Genomic DNA, 20,636 nt, shown 5'->3' on the forward strand with positions numbered 1-20,636 from the left:
CTCTCCGCTAAAGCGGATCGTCGGATGCAAGAATAGGAGGGGAGTAGTCTTATATAATAAAAGGCGCCCAAAAGACGCCTTTGGAAGTAGACTTGTTTGTAATTACAATATCTCAATAATGGTGAGGACATTATAGGTGCCATTGTTTAACTGGTACTGTACCGAGTTAATTTCCTGAAAGAACTCCAGTTGCAAAAAGTAAAACTGATTGCCAGTACCCTGCGGAACTGAAACTGGTGTCAACGTCACATTTGAACTGCTTCCGTTAATGGGCGTATTGACTTTCGGACTGAGAATCAATTCGCTTTCTTCTGTTTCAAAATCAAGGTTTAAAAAACCAGCCGTGAAACTTACATGGGTTGCTCCCGGAGGTGCTACCACATTCTGATTCGGAATCACTCCCGTGATGTCAATCTGACCTGTCGCAGTATCCAACGCAAATTCGGTAAGCAAGACACTTGAAAGTGTGGCTTTCGAATTAAAGTCAAACCCCTTAAAGTAGGCTTTCCCCTCGTTTGTTGTGAGTCCGATGTGGACCTTTCGCTGTCCGCGGACCGAGGTAGTGTCCTCATTTTTCACTAGACTCATTACTTTTACAAGTCTGGCGACAATGGTATTGTCTTTTGCACTTGACAATAGAGGCACTATGGCCCGCCTTAGAATTTTCCCAGCCGTTGCCGAATGTCCAAATTCGGTTCCGTTTTCACGAGTTCGAATAAATGCCGGATCGTTATTAATCCGATCTCTGTTCACGCCCCCTTTACGGCGTACTAAATACCCCTCTTTTCCCTTGTAAAAGGTAAGATCGTCCAGGGTTCCTTCGATCTTGATTAAGCTTTTTAATTTAGCCATGATTTTTATGGTTTAAATTAACTACTAGTTGTTTTACCGCTTTCAGAAATGAGGTAACCCCCTTTCTGTCAATTCGATGTGGTAAACATATCGCCTTGATCTTAGTCTGCCATGGCTTGTTCTGTGTTTAGAACTTTCTACGTCATCAACTAATTTTTAATCCCTTTTATCCCGTCATAGCTTCTTTAGATTATAGTATCCCATTTATACTATTTTATGCCGTTTTCTGTCATTTATTGTATTTAATAAGCTGAATTATGCTTTGCATTTTCCATACACTCCCCATACACTATCTATGGAGTATCTATGGAGTATCTATGGAGGAGGGTTGTGAAACGTGAATAGTAAGATGTGAGTTATCAGTTGTCGGTTGTGTGTTGTGTGTTGTGGGTTGTGGGTTGTGGGTTGTTTGTTGTGGGTTGTGAATCGTGAGATGTGATTAGGTTTTTGTCGGTTTTCGGTTCTCAGTTCTCAGTTGTTTGTTGTTTGCTGTTTGTTGTTTGGATTAGGACTTTAAGGTTTATCTGATTGTACATTCGTTTTACGATTCACGATTCACGAATCATTCATTTCGAACCCCTTTCTTAAGCCTAGATCCAAGAGCAATTTTTAAAGCATTAAAAAATTTTGGCACGCTGTATGTATAGGTAACCATATGAATACTAGTTTTTTACTTTTTTTGGAGCCCCATATCCTATTTGTTGTGAGCCTATTTGTTGTTAGTAACCGATTGTATGATGAAAAATTTACGATACGTAGTCTATCCGAAAGATCTGATCCCATTATTGGGTCGGGAAGACAGCTATTGTAGAGAATGGGTGAGGATCATTAAACGAAAAGAAAACCTCGAAAAACATCAAATCCTTACCTATGTTGAAGTTGCGAAACACTTACGACTTTCTGAAGTAAATATTCTTAGAGCGATTAATCATGTAGATGTTGATTTAACTACAGATAAGGAGAAAGAAAAAGATTGAATTTTTCCTACTTTTACACCTCTTTTTGTTTTATAGAAGTGCTTTGGTGAATTTATTCTATTTTTACAGTTCATCCATTTTGTTTAATCCTTTTGGACAGCATTCCTTATGCTTTTTAACTCCTTAGATTTTGCTAGTGTCTAACGTTTTTTTTATAATATTTAGGATAAAAGGGAAAAGAAGTTTAGAGTTCGATTTTTTCAATCTTTTATTTCCAATGGTGAGATGCACGAAGAAATCCATTTTCTTTTACAAAACAGACATCACATTGCCCTAGGGCCTTATCTAAAGGTCTTCTTAGAAATCCTGGAAAGTCGTATGCCACATACCCTCTTTCATACATAAAGCTAATTACTTCAGCAAATTCAGGCATTTTTTTACCACTACCAAATGCAAAAAGTGACACTTCCAGTATAAATACTTCTGTTTTTCCAAAAAGCGATGTAGCTCCCTTTAGTGCTTCTAATTCAAACCCCTGAATGTCTAATTTTACGAGTTGTGGAATTTCAAAGGTACTATCTGAAATAATATCATCTAAAGTAATAATTTCAATTTCTCTTTGTTTGCCTTCTTTTTTTAATTCAGGATTTGCATTGGGAAGAAACGAAGAACCAGCAAGATCATCATAGACTGTTAATACAAGTGTCTCTTTTTTACTCCCAGCACCTGCTAAGTAGTATAGATCTCCAGGGAAATCTGAAATAAATTGTTGTAAGCCTTCCTCCATTTCAACTTGCGGTTCAATTAAGCAGAATGTTGCGTCTGGAAAGAACCCTTTTGCAATACGGCTCCAGCTCGTCCTGTTTGCGCCTACATCCATAATATGAGTACATTGAAGTCCTCTTTCCTTCAAGTCCCTTAAAATAGAATACATAGTAGCAACTACATACTCTGGAGTTTCCACTTTTTTTTTGGGTTGAATTTTTGTTAATTTATAACCGTTCTTACGGAGCCCTTTCTTAACTAACTTCTTTAGTATTTTGATCATTCGTTTTTAGTAATCAAGAGGTAATAACACCCTTGTTTGATGTAAAAGTACTATAAATTTTATTGCTATGAATAGGGTGAATTTGTAAAGATAAACTGTATATAAAATAATTTCCTTCTTTTATAGGTGTCAATAGAATTAGTATCTTAGCCAAGAATAAAATCTACTGGTTATTAACTCAAGAGAAAATGAATCGTGGTTGTTTGAGATCTCAGCAAAACGGAAGTTGATTGATCTCAATTTTCGCGAAATATGGAGATACCGTGATCTTCTATTTTTATTTGTTAAAAGAGATTTAGTGACTGTCTATAAACAGACCGTTCTAGGGCCTTTATGGTTTTTTATTCAGCCGCTGTTTACTTCTGTTATTTTCACTTTGGTTTTTAATAATATAGCTGCAATTGATACGGGTGTTGTCCCTGCCTTTTTATTTAATCTTGCTGGAATTACTGCCTGGAATTATTTTAAAATATGCCTGATGGGTACCTCAGGTACTTTTCGAGCTAATGCTGCTATTTTTGGTAAGGTCTATTTTCCGCGTTTTATAGTCCCTATGTCCAAAGTGATATCCAATCTTGTAAAATTTGGTATACAGTGTCTCATTCTAATTGGTTTCTATATTTATTATGCAGTATATTTAGAGATACCTATCGCACCAGATCGGTATTTATGGTTATTCCCAGTATATGTAATTCTAATGGCTATATTAGGCTTAGGGCTGGGAATGATTATTACAACGTTTACTACTAAATATCGCGATATGTCTATTCTTATAGGATTTGCCGTGCAATTACTAATGTATATTTCTGCTGTTCCTTTTCCTATTAAAGCATTAAAAGAAAAAGTACCCGAATATAGTTGGGTGGTCGACTATAATCCTATTGCCTATCTTATGGAAGGATTTAGACGTAGTGTCTTTGGAACCGATTTACTATATTTTAGTTGGAATTCATTTTTTTTAATCATTATTACCTGCATAGTTACTTTTTTTATAGGACTTACCATGTTTAATCGAACCGAAAAAACATTTATAGATACCGTGTAATGGGAGTGATTTTAAAAGTAGAAAATATTAGTAAACAATATCGGCTAGGAACGGTAGGTACTGGAACCATTGCTCACGATCTAAATCGTTGGTGGCATGCCATACGAGGTAAAGAAGACCCTTATTTAAAAATTGGTAGTGTAAATGATCGTAATGCTCAACCTACCGAAGAGTATGTATGGGCGTTAAAGGATATTAACTTTGAAGTAAAGGCTGGTGAGGTGTTAGGAATTATTGGTAAAAATGGTGCTGGTAAATCTACTTTGCTAAAACTATTATCCCGTGTTACTAGCCCCACTACAGGTGTTATTAAATCTAAAGGGCGTATCGCTTCTTTACTCGAAGTAGGTACCGGTTTTCATCCAGAATTAACTGGCAGAGAGAATATTTATTTAAACGGAGCCATTCTTGGAATGACCAAAGCTGAGATCGCTTCTAAGATCGACGAGATCGTAGATTTTTCTGGGTGTGAACTATATATAGACACCCCTACAAAACGGTATAGTAGCGGGATGACGGTACGTTTGGCTTTTGCAGTCGCAGCTCATTTAGAACCCGATATCTTGGTAGTGGATGAAGTATTGGCGGTGGGCGATGCTGAATTTCAAAAAAAAGCAATTGGAAAAATGCAGGAAATTAGTGGTGGAAAGGGTCGTACCGTGTTATTTGTGAGTCATAATATGGCAAGTGTTGCGACACTTTGTACTAGAGGAATTGTTTTGCAAAATGGCTCAATTTCTTTTAACGGAGATGTTAATCAGGCAATTTCTTCTTATCTATTAGATGAAAGGGGTACTTCCCATACTAATGTTTTGAAATATATTGATAATAACATACCCGAAAAGAATGGAGTAAAGTTACTAAAAGCGATAGTTAGTAGTGATCTTGTAAATACTAATCAGCCTATTAAAATAGATGATGAGATTTTTATGATTTGCGAAATAGAGGTTAATGATACTCGAAGAAATATAAATATAGGATTTCAATTTCTTGACTCAAATGGAAATGTAATCTTCATGTCGCAGACAAGAAAAGCCCAAAGGCCCAATAATCTTAAAGAGAAACCTGGACTAGTAAGTTTTATTGGGAAAATACCTAAAGAGATGCTAAATGAAGGAGAATTTATTGTAAATATTTATGTTGTTGAAGGTACACAAGATGTTTTGATTCTTGTGAAAGACTTGTTGACTTTTAATGTTTTACCGATGGCACGAAGAGAAGGAGAACGATTAGGGAAGAATGCTGGAATTTTTAAAACAAACTTTCCTTGGGAAATGAAAGTTTTGGATATAGAATCATAAAAATTTAATTTGAAGTATAAAAAAATTTTTAAAAACCTAGTAGGTTCAGATAATTTAAATGTTGTAAAAAAGACTCAATTTACGAATGAGTTTCTTTATATATCGGCATTTCCTAAAAGTGGCTCATCCTTTATTTCACTTGTTTTAAGTCATTTGTTAGATACAAATTTTGTTGATTTGATTTATTCACATTATAGGGAACAAGATTTGTATGAGCCAAAATTACAAGAATATTCAGATCGCAATACTATATCGAAGCATCATACTTTAGCTACAACTCCTAATATAGATTTATTTCTAAAATATAACATTGCTCCAATAATACTTTTAAGGAATTTACCAGATATAGTAGTTTCATTGAGAGAACATATATCTAAAACAATGAGATGGCCTCACTTTTATGTCCCTGATAATTTTAACAAAATATCTATAGAAGAACAACATGATTTGCTAATTGATATAGCATTACCTTGGTATTTATTCTTTTATACTAGTTGGACAAAGGTAAAAGATCAGAAGTTGATGCCAGTTAAATTCATTCAATATGAGCAATTTCATCAAAATCAATTAAATACTTTCAAAGAAATTCTTGATTTTTGGAATTTAGAATGTAGCGAATCTAAGATTACTGAAAGCATGGAAGTTATATATAACTTGTCTAGTGATAAGAATCGAATTAATAAAGGAGAGATGAGTCGTGGAAGTAAGATTTTATCTAAAAGTCAATTGGAACGAATAGTTTTGTTGACAAAGCATTATCCAGATTTTAATTTCAATCCTATTTTATATTTAAATAACTAACTATGTATAAGTTCATTTCATACAGCCAACACGCTGATGACTATTTGGCATGGCAGATTTTAGGCAAAAAAAGAAATGGTGTTGTCGTGGAAGTAGGAGCTTTTGACGGACAACATTTAAGTAATAGTTACAGTCTTGAACAATTGGGATGGCAATCTATATGCGTGGAACCCAATCCTGATATTTTTAAAATACTTAAAAAAAATAGGCCTAATTCAAAAGTTTTTGAATGTGCAGTTGTGGGTGATGAAACTATAAGAGAAATCGATTTTTACAGTGAAGAAATTGGTGTTTTATCTGGCTGTAATTATGATGAAGAAGATATTAAAAGAAGATATAAGAACCGTGGCTTAGTATATAAAGAACCTGAAAAGATTAAAGTCAAGGCAAAGACATTAAAATCTATTCTAGAAAATTCGGAACTAAAAAATAATAAAGTAGATATTATATCTATAGATGTTGAAGGATTTGAAATTGAAGTTTTAAAAGGTTTAGAAATTGATAACTTTGATGTTGGATTATTTATTATTGAAGCAAATACGGATATCGAAATTGATGCAGTTCTAAACTATTTTAAAACATATCCAAAATATATTAATATTGGTTCAAATAGACAAAATTTGTTTTTATTGAACAAAGAGTGGGTTAATAAAGAATGGCTAAGAAATCTAGATTTTGTTAATTATATTAAAGCGGTTCAGAAACATCCAATAAGTGAAGATTTAACATTAGATTCAGTACCTCCAAAGTTTAAAACAACTAAAGATTTTCAGAAACTTTTAAGAAGATTCAAGCTCTTTTAAAGATTTTAAAAAGGATAACATTTGATATAATTAATTCTGAAGTTAAAATGATGAAAATAGTACATATCGTTAATCCTGTGAACGTTGGGCCAGCATCAGATTTATTTAAAGCACAGCCTATTACCTTTGAGTCAATGCGAAAAGCAAAAGAATTTTCTAAAGGAGCGATAGAAGTAGCTCTGGTTACTACCCAGTATTCAGAAGATCATGATATTATTCCTGCCTATTTTTATAAAGCTCCAGATCTAAAACATTCCGTTATGGATGTTGATGATTTTAAAAAGACACGTAAGCTTCCTTTTATAAAAGATATTTTAGATCGAGCTGTGGAAAGTTCATTGGATGCAGAATATATTGTATACACAAACGTAGATATTGCCCTCTTGCCGCATTTTTATCTTTTTGTAAAAGAAAAAATTGAAATAGGGTTAGACGCATTTGTTATTAATAGGCGGACCATCTCAAAAGAATACGATTTGGATACCCTAGCATCTGCTTACAGCGATTTGGGTGTAGAACATCCTGGATTTGATTGTTTTGTAATACGTAAAGATTTGATAGCTTCCTTACATCTCGGGTCCATATGTATTGGGGCTAACTGGATAGGTAGAACCATGTTTGCAAATCTCATAACCTATTGTAATAATTATGAATTATTTAAATATGAGCACCTAACTTTTCACATAGGAGAAGATGGCGCTTGGCTTGTTTCAGATTTTTCAGAATTTGATACCCACAATAAAAAAGAACTTTATCGGATAATCAATGAGCTTAAGAATGAAGCAAAAAGCGCAAGTACAGTTGCTGGATTACAAGAGATTAAATCTTTTATGGATAATTATGGATTAAATCCAATGATTGAAAAACCACCCTATAATCCAAATATCTGGACAAGACTTAAGAAAAAAATTAAAAAGGGTATAAAAATAATCTTTGATAAAAATTAGATTGAGTATTTTCATCACAACAACTAATAGTAAATAAATTTTCTTTTAACAAGTTCAATTAAAATGATAAATGTTACCCAGACTTTTTTACCACCCCAAGATGAGTTTCAAATCATATTGGAGCGAGCATGGTCAAAAGGCTGGATGACAAACCGAGGTGAGTTAGTAAAAGAATTAGAATATAAATTAAAAGAATATTTAAAGGTTCCAAATATCATTGCAATGACCAATGGAACGCTTCCCATTCAGATAGCTATTAAAGCATTAGGCTTGACCGGTGAAATTATTACTCCAGCCTTTAGTTATGTTGCAACCACATCTAGTATCGTTTGGGAAGGATGTATACCTGTATTTGTTGATATTCATCCAGAATATCTTACTATTGATGAGACATTGATTGAAGCGGCTATCACTCCTTTAACGACGGCAATTTTAGCAACACATGTTTTTGGAAACCCCTGCCATGTAGAAGCAATTGAAAAGATTGCAAAAAAGCATAATTTAAAAGTGATTTATGATGCAGCACACTGTTTTGGTGTGGATCATAAAGGGAAAAGTATCTTTGAATATGGAGATGTAAGTACTTGTAGTTTTCATGCTACCAAATTATTTCATACAGGAGAAGGAGGTGCTTTAGTTTGTAAACCAGAACTATTTGATTCTATGTATTTTGGTCATAATTTTGGACATGATGGACCTGAAACTTTCAGAGGTTTAGGAATTAATGCAAAAATGAGTGAACTACAAGCGGCTATGGGCTTGTCTGTACTTCCCTATATGGATAAAATCCTGACAAATAGAGAGCATGTTGTTGCTTATTACAATGCTCATCTTGCGAATTGTGGATTGAAAATAAGAGCAAATTCTAAATGGAATTTCTCTTATTATCCTATTTTGTTTGATTCTGAAAGACAATTACTTAAAACCGTATTAAGATTAAATGAGGCTTCTATTTTCCCAAGAAGGTATTTTTATCCAAGTCTGGACAGCTTAAACTACACAACTGTATCTAAAGTTCCAGTCACCCATGAAATCACTCGGCGAATTTTATGTTTACCACTTTCACATAATCTTAAAGAATCAGATTTAAAACGAATTGTAGACATTATTAATAATACAAATGACTGATGAATCACCAGTCCCCATTTTTTATACTTGCAAATCCCAGAAGTGGCTCATCCCTTCTTAGAATTATTTGTGATTGTAATAGTAAACTTACCGTGCCACCCGAGAGTGGATTTCTTTTATGGTGGAAATCCAAATATGAAAATATATCTACAAAGGATTTAAGAGATCCAATACAAATTGAGAAGTTGGTGACAGATATCCTTAGTTCAAAAAAAATTGAAACATGGCAACTTGAAAAAGAGCAACTCATACAATATCTTATATATCATAATCCAGTTTCATATGCTCATGTTGGTTCGCTTGTATATTATTTTCAGGCACTTATGAGAAAAAAAAAGCCAATTGTCTGGGGTGATAAAAACAACTATTATATACATCACCTATATGATTTGATTGAATTGTACCCTGATGCCAAGTATATACACCTTGTGAGAGATGGAAGAGATGTAGCTTGTTCCTATAGAAACTTAACATCAATTGTCTCAACGAGTGATTATTTTCCCAATTTACCCGTTGATATAAGTGAAATTGCCAAGGAATGGGCGGATAACAATCGCCGAATAGAACTTTTTTTGAAAACTAATGCTAAGAACAACTTTCTTTTAGTTAAATATGAAGACTTAGTTAGATCTATGAAGGATACATGTATAAAAATTAGTGAATTTCTCAATGTACCTTTTGATAAAACGATGTTAGAGTATAATGTTTTGAATAAAAAAAACAATCTTGAACCTTCACAAACCGTGGATTGGAAAATGAATACATTGAAAAAACCTGACACTAGTAGGATACATCAATATAAGTTGCAATTTTCTGCTGAAGAATTGGATTTATTTAATTTACATGCTGGAAGTGCTTTAAAAAACTATGGATATGTCTAAGAATACTCCATTTATTCTCAGTGTCAGACTCATGACCTTTAATCATGTCGACTACATTTTGCAGGCTATGGAGAGTATTGATTCTCAGAAAACTGATTTTGATTTTGAAGTAGTAGTAGGAGACGATTTTTCTACTGATGGAACTATTGAAATAGTAAAATCATTTCAATCAAAAAACCCCAAAGCACATTGGAAAATTATTTCACGAGTTAAAGGAGATCAATATTATCTAGATCGACAAAGCAACGGAAGAGTTCAAAATTTTTATGATATTTTAATAAATTGTTCAGGGAAATATATTGCACTGCTCGATGGAGATGATTATTGGACGGATGATTTAAAATTACAAAAACAGGTAGATTTTCTTGAATCTCGGAAAGAAGCGGTGGGTTGTTTTCATAATTCTATAGTAGTTGATGAAACTAACAAATTAAAATGGGCTAGATATTTTGAAGGTGTTGATGGAAGGTCTTATAACCAGTATGATTCTGTAAGTGGATTAAGAAGTGCTTACAGTACTGGATCTCTTGTGTTTCGTAATGATGCAATTAAACCTTATTTAGATGATTTCTTAAAAATTGGAACCGATTTTATTTTGGAGGTACTAATCACAAATAGGGGTGATTTATTTTTTATGGATCAAAATATGTCAGCTTATAGATTTCATGAGGGAGGTGTTTGGCAGGGTAGTTCAAATGAAAAAAATGAGATGGAGATTATAAAAAGATTTTTATTTTTATTTCATCATGAACCTTATAGGAGTAGGTATAATTCACTTTTATGGAATGAAATAATGGATAGATATCATAATCTTCTTAGTCAAACAAAGGATCAAGAATCTAAGCAAGCAATTAATGATAAAATCTATAAGTTTTTAAATTATTCGGAACTACGAACCTATAAATATTTTTTTAATAGAATGAAAACTTCAATGAGGTACCGACGAAAAAAAATTATAGCAAGTTTTAAAAAATAATTTTTTAAAATATTTGATAAGTCCAAAATGTGTGTTTTTTCCATTATCATACCAACATTTAATTCAGGTGTAACCTTACCAATTGCTCTCGAAAGCATTGTGCAACAAACAGAGCAAAGCATAGAGGTTTTGATTATGGATTGTCTATCTACGGACCATACCCTGGAAATTGCTAATACATATGAGACTAAATTCTCATGTATGAAAATTATTTCTCAAAAGGACAAAGGTATTTACGATGCCATGAACAAGGGAATCGACAATGCAACTGGAAATTGGATACTTTTTTTAGGAAGTGATGATTCTTTATATGATTTAAGTGTTTTAGAAACTGTAAAAAAAAAGATTGACAATACAAATGCTAAAGTCGTCTATGGTAACGCTAAGATTCAAGGTGATACAGGATGGGCAAAAGATGGAGAAGTCTATGCGGGAGCATTTAATTTGTCCAAACTTTTAAATCAAAATATTTGTCATCAAGCTATATTTTATAATAAAGATTTTATCAAAAATGAGATAGGTTATTTTAACTTAAAATATACAAAAAGCTCTGATTGGGATTTCAATTTACGTTGTTGGGCTAAATCACCTTTTCAGTATATAGATTTAATCGTTGCAAATTTTAAGGCTGGAGGATTTTCAACCCATGCTACAGATACGGGAATTTTAGATGATTTTATTGATAACGTTAGAAGATATTTTGGGATTAGTTTATTTCATCCTTTATTAAATAATCCTACATTTGGATTTTATGGAATTGTGCTCACAAAACAACAAGAACAACACCCCTTTCGCTTTAAGTACGAAAAATTAAAGAAACGGTTCTTTACAAAAATTAGGTAATTACTAGATGAATATTACTACCAAGTTTGCATTTACAATTTGCTCCAATAATTATTTGGGACAAGCAAATGCGCTCAAAGAATCTTTCTTAACGCATAATCCAACGTTTACTTTTTACATTATATTAGTTGATAAAAGGTCGGAGCAAGTTGATTATACAAATTTTAACCCAGCCCAGATTCTTACCATTGCAGAAATTGATGGCTTGGATTTGCCAGATTTAATATCTCGATATGATATTATTGAATTAAATACCTCTATAAAGCCAAGTGTTTTCAAGCATATAATTTCTAATAATATAAATGCAGAGGTCATCTATTATTTGGATCCAGACCTTTATTTCTATGACACTTTAGAAGAGGTTACTACAATTTTAAAGACTAAAAATGCGGTTCTAACCCCACATATTCTTAGTGAAATTCCAAGAGATGGCATGTTGCCAGATGAGAATATATTTTTAAAATTTGGAATATATAACCTTGGTTTTATTGGTATAAATGTAAATAGCGAATTTTCACTTAAAATGCTTGATTGGTGGGAAGAACGGACTATCCATCATGGCTATAACTGGCCTAAGATAGGATATTTTGTGGATCAATTATGGATGGCTCTTGCCCCCATATTTTTTGACAATGTTGAAATTCTAAAAACCTTTAATTATAATATGGCTCCTTGGAATCTACATGAGCGTCGTATTATATCAATTAAGGGAAATAAGGTATTATTGAACGATGAAACCAATCTTGTTTTTTATCATTTTAGTAAGTTAGCGAATAATGACAAAGACATCTCTAGAGAATATAACAGGTACACTTTTGAAGATTTTCCTTTATTAAAAGAATTATATAACAACTACCAAAAAACGATTGAATCTCATCATTATACCAATTATAAGAATATCCCTATTGGGTATGATGTTAGGCAGATAGTTTCTAAAAAGTATGTAAAAGGTTCGCTATTAAAGCGATTGTTAAAACGGCTGGCATTAATTTTAAACAATACTGCCGACAAGGCTTAGTTCATGATTTCAGTAATTACAATAAATTTTAATAATAAGCTTGGGCTTGAGCGCACTTTAAAAAGTGTTATCTCTCAAAGAGATTTAGATTTCGAATATATTGTAATTGATGGAAATAGTACTGATGGCAGTAAAGATTTATTAGAATTAAATAAAAATGCAATCTCTATACTAGTAAGCGAGCCTGATTCTGGGATTTATAACGCTATGAATAAAGGAATACGTTTGGCTTCTGGAGACTATCTTCTATTCTTAAATAGTGGTGATGTTTTATTTAATGATACAGTTTTGAACAGAGTTTTTAATTCTTTAAATAATGATATAGATATCTTTTATGGAGACTTAATCTTAATTAATAATTTTAATGACATTGAGGATATATATCCTAATAACATCTCTTTTGCCTTTCTCTTTGAAAAGTCACTGCCGCATCCTGCGACATTTATCAAAAAGGAATTATTTTATAAATACCATTACTACAGTGAAAATCTTAACATTGTTGCTGATTGGGAGTTTTTTATGTTAGCGATTATAAAATATAATGTCAGTATTAAACACCTTGGATTTTTCATCACGAAATTTGATACAACTGGTATTTCTAACCAATCCAAATATAGAGAAGCTATTATAAAGGAAAGGGATTATGTTATGATGCAACATTTTCCATTACTCATTGAATTGTTAAAAGATTTCAATTTATTTAATTCTAATAGATTTAAACTTTTACGAATATTGGAAGGCTCTAAGCTTGCTCAAAAATTGAACTCCCTCTGGTTGCGATTGTTGCTATTTTTTCTGAAAGGAAAACGATTAAAGGACCTATAATGATCCCAAAAAAACTTCATTACTGCTGGTTTGGAGGTGGTCCAAAACCGATTTCTTTTCATAAATGTCTGGAGAGCTGGAAACACTTTTGTCCCGATTTTGAGATCATCGAGTGGAATGAAACCAATGCTCCCAATAAAGGACAAGCTTTTTATAAAAATGCCCTACGAAAACAACAGTATGCGTTTGTGGCTGATACTGTACGAGCGGAAGTCTTATATATCCATGGGGGTATTTATTTAGATACCGATATGCTACTTCTAAAACCATTAGACCTATTGTTACCCTATCAATTCTTTAGTGGCGAAGAGGTAGCTGGAAGAGTCGCGTATGGCTTATGGGGTGCTACCCCAAAGCATCGGTTTTTAAAAGCCATGAAGTCCTTTTACGATACTGCTTATTTTAATGAATTTTCACCGCCAGTTATTACGCATGCTTTTAAAGATTTAGTGCAACAAGAGAATTTAAAATCGAATGAAGTTATTTTTCCACCCGAAATTTTTTATCCGATTCCTTATGAAAACAGAGCAGCAGCGTATAGCTCTTTTATTACCGATGCAACGATGGCTGTGCATTTGTGGGATCATTCTTGGAACATAACAAAAGAGGAAACTAAGGGAACTTTACTAAAAAAAATCACGACGGTCTGTTCGGATTATTTATTTTATGGGTACCCCACTCCTTATTTAAAAAGGTATGCAAAAGAATTTGGTCGTAAATTGTATCATAAAATTTTTACATGAAAGTCCTTCAGATTACCACTTCTTCTAAAGGTGGCGCAGGTATTGCGGCATTGCGATTGCATAATGCCTTACGGGCGTATGGTGTTGCTTCCGCATACCTATCGAAGGACCTTACCATTGATTTTCATGGAAATCACATCGCTGATGAATTTTTTGCCTATCAGAAGCCTAGTATTTTTCAGAAAGTTTTCAGAAAAATAGAGCATAAATTTTTCCCTAGTGCTGAACAGAAAGTTCAAAAACAACTCCAAAAGTTAAAGGAAGATCTTACCTATGAAATGCTTTCGACTCCCTACAGTAGTTATCCTCTAGAAAAACACCCATTAGTGCAAGAAGCTACCATCGTTAATCTGCACATGGTAAGTGGTATATTAGCGTATAAACGGTTCTTTTCTATTGTTCAAAAACCTATGGTTTGGACGTTGCACGATATGAATCCATTTTCGGGGCTTTTCCACTATCAAGGAGATACTGATCAAAATTCGAATGTATTTTCAGAAATTGAACATCAGATTCGTGCCTATAAAAAACAATGTATTCAGAAAAGTAGTCTTAAAGCAGTGGTAGGTCCGTCACAATGGATGACAGACCTTGCTATTCAAAGCAACGTATTTAAGTCCGAGACTACTTTTAAAACGATTGCAAACTCTATAGACAAGGAATCCATAGACGTTTCAGGATTACATAAATTAAAAACAAACTTAGGAATTGCTGATGACCGCTTGGTCTTGTTATTTATAGCGCATGATGTCAATAGCCCCAGAAAAGGAATGGATGTATTGGTGGATGCCTTACACCGTATTGATGCCTTACCAATTACACTTTTGGTGGTAGGGAAAGGGAGCGTAGTTGTACCGAAAGAAAACATAAAAACGGTATCTTTGGGGGTAATCTATGATCCACACAAGATGCAGGAATTGTACACCCTAGCCGATGCTTTTTTGTTGCCCAGCAGGGAAGATAATTTGCCCAATGTCATGTTAGAATCCTTTATGGTGGGAACCCCTGTTCTAAGTTTTAAAATAGGAGGAATGGCAACCCATATACAGGAAGGCATTACTGGGATGCTGGCTCCTGATATCACTGCGGAACGTTTTGCCAACACCATTGAAGATTTTGCTAAACAGCACAGTCAGTATGACTCAGAAGTCATTAAAGCCTACGCAAAAACACATTTTAGTCCAAAACTACAAGCTGAAGGCTATACCGAACTTTATAAGACGATTCTCGTATGAGTCCGTTTTTGTCCATCATCACCATCAATTATAATAATGCAGCTGGATTGCAGCAAACGATCGATTCAGTACTGTCCCAGACGTATACTGACTTTGAATATATCATCATTGATGGAGGTTCTACCGATGGGAGTGCCGAAATAATTACTCATCATAAAAAACAATTTTCGTATTGGATTAGTGAGCCTGATGATGGAATTTTTAATGCAATGAATAAGGGGATAGATAAAGCGAGGGGTACCTATCTTCAATTTTTAAATAGTGGTGATGTTTTTACTTCTCCTTCAGCTTTACAAGATTTTGTGAATCACCCCCACTTCACAGGCGATATTATCTATGGTGATTATAAATTTGAAGATGGTGAGAAAGTGTATCCAGATCAGCTTTATCCAGCTTACTTTATGAAAACTTCATTGCCCCATCAAAGCACACTGTTTAAGAAAACTGTGTTTGATCGAATGGGAGGGTATGATGAACGTTATAAAATTGCTTCAGATAGAGCATTTTACATTCAGTGCTTTTTAAGTGCCCAATTTACATTTACCCATATTCCTTATTTTTTGGTTTTATTTGACCTAGCTGGGGTTAGTAATGATGCTTCTTTTTTGATCGCAAAAGAAAAAGAGGATGAGCTTATATTCAGAAGCTTATATGGAAAAGAATATGACAAACATCAAAAGGTATTAGCGCTGGAAGAACAACAAAAGCAACGAAAAAAGAACTCGTTCTTTGGGATTGCTAACAGAATTTTAAGAAAAATTAAAAGCTATGTCAAGCCCACTCGTTAGCGTTATCATACCTACGTACAACCGACCAACCTTTTTAAAGGAAGCGATAGACAGTGTGGTAGGGCAAACCTATGTGCCTATTGAGATTTTGGTAATAGATGATGGATCGAACATTAATTATGCAGAAGAGATATGTAATCATTATAAAAACTGCACCTATTTATACAAAAAAAATGGAGGTTTGTCTTCGGCGAGAAATTTTGGGATTAAAAAATCCAACGGAGCTTATATTGCATTTTTAGATGATGATGATTTTTGGAGAAAAGATAAGATTGAAAAGCAAGTTGCGATTTTAGAAACCCATAAAGAGGTAGACTTGGTGCATTCAAGTGCTATGGTCGTCACAGAGCTGGGAGAAAGTACAGGGAACATCATCGGGGCATCCAAAACTAAAGTTTCGAAAAGATCAGGAAATGTATTCTGGAACGCGCTGGGAGTTTGGGTGGTTAAATCACCGACTCCTTTACTAAGACGAACCGTTTTTACGAAAGACCTACTGTTTGATGAAACTATTAAAGTGGGAGAAGATATTGATTTTTATCAGCGACTTTTTTACAGGCATCAGATCTATTATATAGACGAACCTTTGGCATTTTACAGAGAGTTTGATAATCCGGTTCGTTTATCAAAACAAAGAGAAAAGTATATAGGAATTGAAAAGAAAATGATTGCTAATTTTAGGGAAATGGGTGTTCATTCTCCTATAATTCTTCATAAAATTAAAATTAGACTTGCAAAGCAAGCCGTCCGAAATTGGAATAGTGTATATCCCAACGATTTGATTAAAATCAATTATCTTACCTTGTTTTTAAATCCTTCAAAGTATATTTGGGAAATATCAGACTTTTATGCGAATAGGTCAAAACCCAGAAAACAATAAAAAAATAGTATCAGAAGATGTCTATCACCACATTATTGTACCTGTGTATGTGCCCCGATTAGATGATTATTTTAAAGATTCCTATAAAATCACTAGACTCTGTATAGGTTCTATTAATGCGACGAGACACTATAAAAGTAAATTGACGATTGTAAACAATGGATCCTGTGATGAAATTACGTCCTATTTGAATGGTTTGTATGCTTCGGGATTTATAGATCAACTTATTCATCATAAAACAAATAAAGGAAAGATTGATGCAGTCATTCCTGTTGCGAAGCAAGCTACTGAAGCACTTATCACTATTACAGATGGAGATGTGCTTTTTAAGCCTGGATGGATGGATGCCGTAGAACGTGTGTATGTAAATTTTCCTAAAGCAGGTATGGTTTCTCCAGTACCCCACGGAACCCTTTATAATCACTTTACGGCTCATACTTTATATGATGCTTTTTTTAGAGGGTTATTAAAGTTTCAAAAGTTATGTGACCCTGAAGCTATGCTTCTTTTTGCAAAAAGTATTGACAAAGAAACCACCATGTATGCAAAATCTATTCGCTTACAATACCAACTCACCCTGCGTAAAAAGAATGCAAATGCAATTGTAGGTTGTGGTCATTTTGTAGCTACCTTGCGTAAAGAAGTTTTTAAAAAAACACCTAAAGTAATGAGTCATTGGGCTTATTCAAGCAGTGCTGATAGAGACTATATTGATATTCCAAATGAAAAGTCAGGATTCTGGCGACTCGCGACTCCTGAAAATTACGCGTATCACATGGGAAATATTCATGAAGAATGGATGGATGAGGTTACTTACAAACCTGAACAAAAACAAGTTTTACATATTATACCTAAAGCACAGCATAATTTTATCCCTTATTTTGTAAAAAAGGTATTTGTAAGAATTTTGATGAGTCGCTATGTAAAACCATGGTATTTTAAAAAATTAGGATTAGTAGAGGGTTACAAGGAATATTAAAAAAGTATCTTGTGAATTGAAAAGGAGAAATCAAGTAGTAAATAAATGAAATTATTTGTAAAAAAAATTCTAAACTATTTTCTTCATTCAAAGGAAAAAAAGAATGGGTCCATTATTTCAGGTTTTTCAAGAGGGCTTCATAATGTCACCTTTGAAGGAAAAAATGCTGTGCCAGACCGGTGTAATTTTTCTGGGACTATTTTTCTTGGATATGCGACTACCCTAGGCTACAATAATTTTCTTCATGGGGATATCACTATTGGAAAGTATTGTCAGTTAGGTGCCGATGTTGCCATTCATTCTACCAACCATCCCGTTACATATATGTCAACTTATATTAATCAGAATCTTTTTGAAGGAGCCTTAAAACAACTTAAGGAAGTAAAAAAAATAACGATTGGGCATGACGTCTGGATAGGCCATAATGCCATCATTGTTGGGAATGTGAGTATAGGTAATGGAGCCATTATAGCCAGTGGAAGTGTGGTAACTAAGGATATTCCTCCTTATTCTATTGTGGGTGGCGTCCCCGCTAAAATTATTAAAAAACGATTTTCAGATTCTGTAATAAAGGAAATTGAAGTTTTATGCTGGTGGGATATGGATTCCGCTACATTAGAAAGGCATAAACATTTGTTCTTTAAAGATTTTTCAGAAGCTACGACTATCTTTACCCCTTAGATTAATATAAAAACAATATTTTGACCACTATTATTGCCGAAATCGCACAAGCCCATAATGGCAGTTTTTCTAAAACACTTGACTATATAGATGCTCTGGCAGGCACAGGTATTGATGTTATCAAGTTTCAAACTCATATTGCTGAAGCAGAAAGTAGTGTTCATGAGCCTTTTCGAGTGAAGTTTAGTGATGATGCTACACGCTATGACTACTGGAAACGAATGGAGTTTACAAAAGCCCAATGGGCTCAATTAAAATCCCACTGTGAAGAAAAGGGAATGGAGTTTATGTCTTCGCCTTTTAGCAATGTTGCGATAGATCTGTTGGAAGACATAGGTGTAGTTCGTTATAAAGTAGGCTCGGGAGAGGTCAACAATTTTTTATTATTAGAAAAACTGGTGCAAACTGGAAAACCATTGATTATATCTTCTGGAATGAGTTCCTATACCGAACTTGATGCTACGGTTTCTTTTTTAAAGTCAAAAGGAGCTCAATTTTCTATTTTACAATGTACGACCAGCTATCCTACGGCGCCAGAACAGTTTGGTTTGAATGTGATTAAAGAGTTAAAAGAACGATATGGTGTACCAGTAGGTTTTTCAGACCATTCTGCCGATATAGGCACTGCTATTGCAGCAGTAGCTTTAGGTGCGGAGATTATTGAATTCCATGCAGTATTTAGTCGGAGTGATTTTGGTCCAGATGCGAAATCCTCTTTAGAGATTGCTGAAGTTCCTCAATTGGTTCAATCGATTCGAAATTTAGAAGTTGCCAAAAAACATCCGATAGATAAAAGTTCAAACGAGCAGTTCACGGATTTGAAACGAATATTTGAAAAATCATTGGCGGTCAATGCATCGCTAAAAAAAGGACATCGATTAACTTTTGAGGATCTTGAAGCTAAAAAGCCAAAAGGTTTTGGAATTGATGCTTCTAGGTTTGAGGAAGTACTTGGAAAGACCTTGAGGAATGATTTGAAGCAATGGGATTTTTTGAATAGTGAGGATCTGGAATAGGGTCTTTCTTTATTTTTTACTGTTATGAGATTCCTCCCTTCGGTTCGGAATGACTGGGTTGTGATCGGGATGACTGTGGTGTTTTTTCTCACTGTTATGAGATCTCTCCCGATGGTCGAGATGACACGAAGGGTTGCGGTAATGTTTTAGTCATTCCGACAGAGCGAAGCGACGAGGAATCTCATTCTATTGAGTTGTTTAGGTAATTTTTCTTACTGTTGTGAGATCTCTCCCGATGGTCGAGATGACAGGAGCGTTCGAGATGACAGGAAGGGTTGAGGTGAAAGAGGGTCGAGATGAATTTTAGTCATTCCGACAGAGCGAAGCGACGAGGAATCTCATTCTATTGAGTTGTTTAAGGAATTTTTCTAACTGTTATGAGATCTCTCCCGATGGTCGAGATGACAGGAAGGTTGAGATGACAGGAGTTCGAGATGACAGGAAGGGTTGAGGTAATGTTTTAGTCATTCCGACAGAGCGAAGCGACGAGGAATCTCATCTTAGTTATGTCTTATCTTGCTCACTCTGATGAGATCTCTCACTAGCGTTCGAGATGACAGGAAGGTTGAGATGACTGGGAGGTATTTTTGCTTACTGTTGTGAGATTTCTCCCGTTGGTCGAAATGACATGAAGGTTGAGATGACAGGAAGGGTTGAGGTAATGTTTTAGTCATTCCGACAGAGCGAAGCGACGAGGAATCTCATTCTATTGAGTTGTTTAGGTAATTTTTCTTACTGTTATGAGATCTCTCACTAGCGTTCGAGATGACAGGAAGGTTGAGATGACTGGGAGGTATTTTTGCTTACTGTTGTGAGATTTCTCCCGTTGGTCGAAATGACAGGAAGGGTTGAGGTGAAAGAGGGTCGAGATGAATTTTAGTCATTCCGACAGAGCGAAGCGACGAGGAATCTCATTTTAGTTATGTTTT

General features: G+C 34.3%; 21 protein-coding genes. 19 read left to right on the top strand and 2 right to left on the bottom strand.

Going from position 1 to position 20,636, the window contains the following annotated elements:
- Positions 1-102: 102 nt before the first annotated feature.
- Complete coding sequence (locus ACFQO1_RS04050; RefSeq protein ID WP_380216689.1) at positions 103-852, bottom strand: hypothetical protein; 750 nt, start codon at positions 850-852, stop codon at positions 103-105.
- Positions 853-1,586: 734 nt separating this feature from the next.
- Between ACFQO1_RS04050 and ACFQO1_RS04055 the strand changes: the two genes are divergently transcribed.
- Positions 1,587-1,829 carry a hypothetical protein gene (locus tag ACFQO1_RS04055; RefSeq protein WP_380216690.1) on the top strand — a complete coding sequence of 81 codons (243 nt, stop codon included), beginning with the start codon at positions 1,587-1,589 and terminating at the stop codon, positions 1,827-1,829.
- A gap of 208 nt (positions 1,830-2,037) precedes the next feature.
- On the opposite strand, the gene ACFQO1_RS04060 is transcribed toward ACFQO1_RS04055, so the two are convergent.
- Positions 2,038-2,817 carry an FkbM family methyltransferase gene (locus ACFQO1_RS04060; RefSeq protein WP_380216691.1) on the bottom strand — a complete coding sequence of 260 codons (780 nt, stop codon included), beginning with the start codon at positions 2,815-2,817 and terminating at the stop codon, positions 2,038-2,040.
- 172 nt (positions 2,818-2,989) lie between these two features.
- Here ACFQO1_RS04060 and ACFQO1_RS04065 point away from each other — a divergent pair, with 172 nt between their 5' ends.
- The 18 genes from ACFQO1_RS04065 to ACFQO1_RS04150 all read left to right on the top strand — a co-directional run bounded on the left by ACFQO1_RS04065 (position 2,990) and on the right by ACFQO1_RS04150 (position 19,707).
- On the top strand, positions 2,990-3,862 hold the full coding sequence (locus tag ACFQO1_RS04065) for an ABC transporter permease (protein ID WP_380216806.1): 873 nt from the start codon (positions 2,990-2,992) through the stop codon (positions 3,860-3,862).
- Complete coding sequence (locus tag ACFQO1_RS04070) at positions 3,862-5,163, top strand: ABC transporter ATP-binding protein (RefSeq protein ID WP_380216692.1); 1,302 nt, start codon at positions 3,862-3,864, stop codon at positions 5,161-5,163. Before ACFQO1_RS04065 ends, ACFQO1_RS04070 begins: the two co-directional genes overlap by 1 nt.
- Before the next feature lie 9 nt (positions 5,164-5,172).
- The gene (locus tag ACFQO1_RS04075) at positions 5,173-5,964 is read left to right on the top strand and encodes a sulfotransferase domain-containing protein (RefSeq protein ID WP_380216693.1); all 792 of its coding nucleotides are present in this window, start codon (positions 5,173-5,175) and stop codon (positions 5,962-5,964) included.
- A gap of 2 nt (positions 5,965-5,966) precedes the next feature.
- Complete coding sequence (locus ACFQO1_RS04080) at positions 5,967-6,767, top strand: FkbM family methyltransferase (RefSeq protein ID WP_380216694.1); 801 nt, start codon at positions 5,967-5,969, stop codon at positions 6,765-6,767.
- Between the two features lie 47 nt (positions 6,768-6,814).
- A complete protein-coding gene (locus ACFQO1_RS04085) occupies positions 6,815-7,714 on the top strand; it encodes a hypothetical protein (protein ID WP_380216695.1) in 900 nt (299 codons plus the stop codon).
- 63 nt (positions 7,715-7,777) lie between these two features.
- The gene (locus tag ACFQO1_RS04090) at positions 7,778-8,842 is read left to right on the top strand and encodes a DegT/DnrJ/EryC1/StrS family aminotransferase (protein WP_380216696.1); all 1,065 of its coding nucleotides are present in this window, start codon (positions 7,778-7,780) and stop codon (positions 8,840-8,842) included.
- Positions 8,842-9,723, top strand: coding sequence for a sulfotransferase family protein (locus ACFQO1_RS04095; RefSeq protein ID WP_380216697.1), 882 nt, complete (start codon positions 8,842-8,844; stop codon positions 9,721-9,723). The genes ACFQO1_RS04090 and ACFQO1_RS04095 overlap by 1 nt, the downstream gene beginning before the upstream one ends.
- Positions 9,716-10,699, top strand: a complete 984-nt coding sequence (locus ACFQO1_RS04100; protein WP_380216698.1) for a glycosyltransferase — start codon at positions 9,716-9,718, stop codon at positions 10,697-10,699. Before ACFQO1_RS04095 ends, ACFQO1_RS04100 begins: the two co-directional genes overlap by 8 nt.
- A gap of 27 nt (positions 10,700-10,726) precedes the next feature.
- Positions 10,727-11,542 (top strand): glycosyltransferase family 2 protein, encoded by an 816-nt coding sequence (locus tag ACFQO1_RS04105; protein WP_380216699.1) that lies wholly within the window; start codon positions 10,727-10,729, stop codon positions 11,540-11,542.
- Between the two features lie 7 nt (positions 11,543-11,549).
- Entirely contained in the window at positions 11,550-12,560 is a 1,011-nt protein-coding gene (locus ACFQO1_RS04110; RefSeq protein ID WP_380216700.1) for a hypothetical protein, read from the top strand.
- 3 nt (positions 12,561-12,563) lie between these two features.
- Entirely contained in the window at positions 12,564-13,385 is an 822-nt protein-coding gene (locus ACFQO1_RS04115; RefSeq protein ID WP_380216701.1) for a glycosyltransferase family 2 protein, read from the top strand.
- Positions 13,385-14,128, top strand: a complete 744-nt coding sequence (locus ACFQO1_RS04120; RefSeq protein ID WP_380216702.1) for a glycosyltransferase — start codon at positions 13,385-13,387, stop codon at positions 14,126-14,128. Before ACFQO1_RS04115 ends, ACFQO1_RS04120 begins: the two co-directional genes overlap by 1 nt.
- Complete coding sequence (locus tag ACFQO1_RS04125) at positions 14,125-15,363, top strand: glycosyltransferase (RefSeq protein WP_380216703.1); 1,239 nt, start codon at positions 14,125-14,127, stop codon at positions 15,361-15,363. Before ACFQO1_RS04120 ends, ACFQO1_RS04125 begins: the two co-directional genes overlap by 4 nt.
- Positions 15,360-16,151, top strand: a complete 792-nt coding sequence (locus ACFQO1_RS04130; RefSeq protein WP_380216704.1) for a glycosyltransferase family 2 protein — start codon at positions 15,360-15,362, stop codon at positions 16,149-16,151. Before ACFQO1_RS04125 ends, ACFQO1_RS04130 begins: the two co-directional genes overlap by 4 nt.
- The gene (locus tag ACFQO1_RS04135) at positions 16,132-17,031 is read left to right on the top strand and encodes a glycosyltransferase family 2 protein (RefSeq protein ID WP_380216705.1); all 900 of its coding nucleotides are present in this window, start codon (positions 16,132-16,134) and stop codon (positions 17,029-17,031) included. Before ACFQO1_RS04130 ends, ACFQO1_RS04135 begins: the two co-directional genes overlap by 20 nt.
- Entirely contained in the window at positions 17,000-18,010 is a 1,011-nt protein-coding gene (locus ACFQO1_RS04140; protein WP_380216706.1) for a glycosyltransferase family A protein, read from the top strand. The genes ACFQO1_RS04135 and ACFQO1_RS04140 overlap by 32 nt, the downstream gene beginning before the upstream one ends.
- Before the next feature lie 45 nt (positions 18,011-18,055).
- A complete protein-coding gene (locus tag ACFQO1_RS04145; protein WP_380216707.1) occupies positions 18,056-18,691 on the top strand; it encodes a CatB-related O-acetyltransferase in 636 nt (211 codons plus the stop codon).
- A gap of 20 nt (positions 18,692-18,711) precedes the next feature.
- On the top strand, positions 18,712-19,707 hold the full coding sequence (locus tag ACFQO1_RS04150) for an N-acetylneuraminate synthase family protein (RefSeq protein WP_380216708.1): 996 nt from the start codon (positions 18,712-18,714) through the stop codon (positions 19,705-19,707).
- The last annotated feature ends 929 nt before the right edge of the window (positions 19,708-20,636 follow it).

This window comes from Jejudonia soesokkakensis (genome assembly GCF_042664795.1).
In the GTDB taxonomy this organism is placed as follows: domain Bacteria; phylum Bacteroidota; class Bacteroidia; order Flavobacteriales; family Flavobacteriaceae; genus Jejudonia; species Jejudonia soesokkakensis.

Bases quoted from the DNA above. Each gene is read 5' to 3' on its own strand.
- ACFQO1_RS04100 (WP_380216698.1), top strand. From the start codon at position 9,716: ATGTCTAAGAATACTCCATTTATTCTCAGTGTCAGACTCATGACCTTT.
- ACFQO1_RS04145 (WP_380216707.1), top strand. From the start codon at position 18,056: ATGAAATTATTTGTAAAAAAAATTCTAAACTATTTTCTTCATTCAAAG.
- ACFQO1_RS04110 (WP_380216700.1), top strand. From the start codon at position 11,550: ATGAATATTACTACCAAGTTTGCATTTACAATTTGCTCCAATAATTAT.
- ACFQO1_RS04055 (WP_380216690.1), top strand. From the start codon at position 1,587: ATGATGAAAAATTTACGATACGTAGTCTATCCGAAAGATCTGATCCCA.
- ACFQO1_RS04130 (WP_380216704.1), top strand. From the start codon at position 15,360: ATGAGTCCGTTTTTGTCCATCATCACCATCAATTATAATAATGCAGCT.
- ACFQO1_RS04140 (WP_380216706.1), top strand. From the start codon at position 17,000: ATGCGAATAGGTCAAAACCCAGAAAACAATAAAAAAATAGTATCAGAA.
- ACFQO1_RS04080 (WP_380216694.1), top strand. From the start codon at position 5,967: ATGTATAAGTTCATTTCATACAGCCAACACGCTGATGACTATTTGGCA.
- ACFQO1_RS04090 (WP_380216696.1), top strand. From the start codon at position 7,778: ATGATAAATGTTACCCAGACTTTTTTACCACCCCAAGATGAGTTTCAA.
- ACFQO1_RS04105 (WP_380216699.1), top strand. From the start codon at position 10,727: ATGTGTGTTTTTTCCATTATCATACCAACATTTAATTCAGGTGTAACC.
- ACFQO1_RS04135 (WP_380216705.1), top strand. From the start codon at position 16,132: ATGTCAAGCCCACTCGTTAGCGTTATCATACCTACGTACAACCGACCA.
- ACFQO1_RS04120 (WP_380216702.1), top strand. From the start codon at position 13,385: ATGATCCCAAAAAAACTTCATTACTGCTGGTTTGGAGGTGGTCCAAAA.
- ACFQO1_RS04095 (WP_380216697.1), top strand. From the start codon at position 8,842: ATGAATCACCAGTCCCCATTTTTTATACTTGCAAATCCCAGAAGTGGC.
- ACFQO1_RS04115 (WP_380216701.1), top strand. From the start codon at position 12,564: ATGATTTCAGTAATTACAATAAATTTTAATAATAAGCTTGGGCTTGAG.
- ACFQO1_RS04050 (WP_380216689.1), bottom strand. From the start codon at position 852: ATGGCTAAATTAAAAAGCTTAATCAAGATCGAAGGAACCCTGGACGAT.
- ACFQO1_RS04125 (WP_380216703.1), top strand. From the start codon at position 14,125: ATGAAAGTCCTTCAGATTACCACTTCTTCTAAAGGTGGCGCAGGTATT.
- ACFQO1_RS04085 (WP_380216695.1), top strand. From the start codon at position 6,815: ATGATGAAAATAGTACATATCGTTAATCCTGTGAACGTTGGGCCAGCA.
- ACFQO1_RS04060 (WP_380216691.1), bottom strand. From the start codon at position 2,817: ATGATCAAAATACTAAAGAAGTTAGTTAAGAAAGGGCTCCGTAAGAAC.
- ACFQO1_RS04070 (WP_380216692.1), top strand. From the start codon at position 3,862: ATGGGAGTGATTTTAAAAGTAGAAAATATTAGTAAACAATATCGGCTA.